The organism is Actinomadura roseirufa (assembly GCF_900659635.1).
GTDB classification, from domain to species: Bacteria; Actinomycetota; Actinomycetes; order Streptosporangiales; family Streptosporangiaceae; genus Spirillospora; species Spirillospora roseirufa.
Genome location: NZ_CAACVB010000596.1, coordinates 1 through 583, shown reverse-complemented (window position 1 = coordinate 583; position 583 = coordinate 1). Strand labels below are relative to the sequence as shown.

General features: G+C 61.4%; 1 protein-coding gene. It reads right to left on the bottom strand.

Features of this window, described 5'->3' with window-relative positions:
• Nucleotides 1-96: 96 nt before the first annotated feature.
• Nucleotides 97-414 (bottom strand): helix-turn-helix domain-containing protein, encoded by a 318-nt coding sequence (locus tag E1291_RS41610; protein WP_165495559.1) that lies wholly within the window; start codon nt 412-414, stop codon nt 97-99.
• Between the last annotated feature and the right edge of the window lie 169 nt (nt 415-583).

Genomic DNA, 583 nt, shown 5'->3' with positions numbered 1-583 from the left:
CAACCCGTCTACCAGGAGCTTCGCTACGTCATGAGCCGAACTGGCAACCTGCGATCACGCTGTGATCAGAAGGCATCCACCAAGGATGAAAAAGCTTCAATGACTCAGCCCGGTCGAGGCGGGCGGCGATGTTCTGGTCAGCGCCACAACTCTGGACCGCACCCGCTGCGGAATCCCGCGTGGACGGCCCGGCCGGTCGAGATCGATCAAGCCGTCCAAACCCGAGATTTCGTATCGGCGCAGCCACTTGTACACCGTCGGTTTCGTCGCTCCCGACAAGACCACGATCTCGGCCACCGAACGGCCCTCCGCCCGCCACAGCACAAACTGCGCACGGGCTGCGATCGACCGGTCGTACCCGCCTTCGCCGACCACCGACTCCAATGCCGAACGCTGTCGCTTCGTAAGATCCACAACCACTAGGATCCCACGCAGCACAACCGTTAAGCCACTTCAGATCCGAGACACTAATCAGGGTTAATTGGTGTTGGCGGGGGTGGTGTTGAGGGTGAGGCCGGTGGTGGTCAGGCAACCGTCGATCACGTCGGGGTGGTGCTGGATCACCTTGAGGCGGTGCTTGATC